This window comes from Bacillus cereus (assembly GCF_002567495.1).
GTDB lineage: Bacteria > Bacillota > Bacilli > Bacillales > Bacillaceae_G > Bacillus_A > Bacillus_A cereus_AQ.
Genome location: NZ_NVAP01000099.1, coordinates 1 through 295 on the forward strand (window position 1 = coordinate 1; position 295 = coordinate 295).

Sequence of the window (295 nt, forward strand, 5' to 3'; positions counted from 1 at the left end):
CAAATCCTGTCTTCCCGATATTCCAAAAAACATGGGGCCTTAGCTCAGCTGGGAGAGCGCCTGCCTTGCACGCAGGAGGTCAGCGGTTCGATCCCGCTAGGCTCCACTTTATTTAATATATGTTTCGGAGGTATACCCAAGTTCGGCTGAAGGGATCGGTCTTGAAAACCGACAGGCGGTGAGAATCGCGCGGGGGTTCGAATCCCTCTACCTCCTCCATTTTCTTTTTAAATGGTTTAGACATATAATAATAAAATATTTATTTTTTCCTTCATGGAGGTATACCCAAGTTCGG

2 tRNA genes are annotated in these 295 nt (G+C 46.4%); both read left to right on the forward strand.

Annotation, left to right across the window (positions count from 1 at the left end):
* Positions 1–33 precede the first annotated feature (33 nt).
* A tRNA-Ala gene (locus COK05_RS30395) sits at positions 34–106 on the forward strand.
* 20 nt (positions 107–126) lie between these two features.
* Positions 127–219 (forward strand) — tRNA-Ser (locus COK05_RS30400).
* The last annotated feature ends 76 nt before the right edge of the window (positions 220–295 follow it).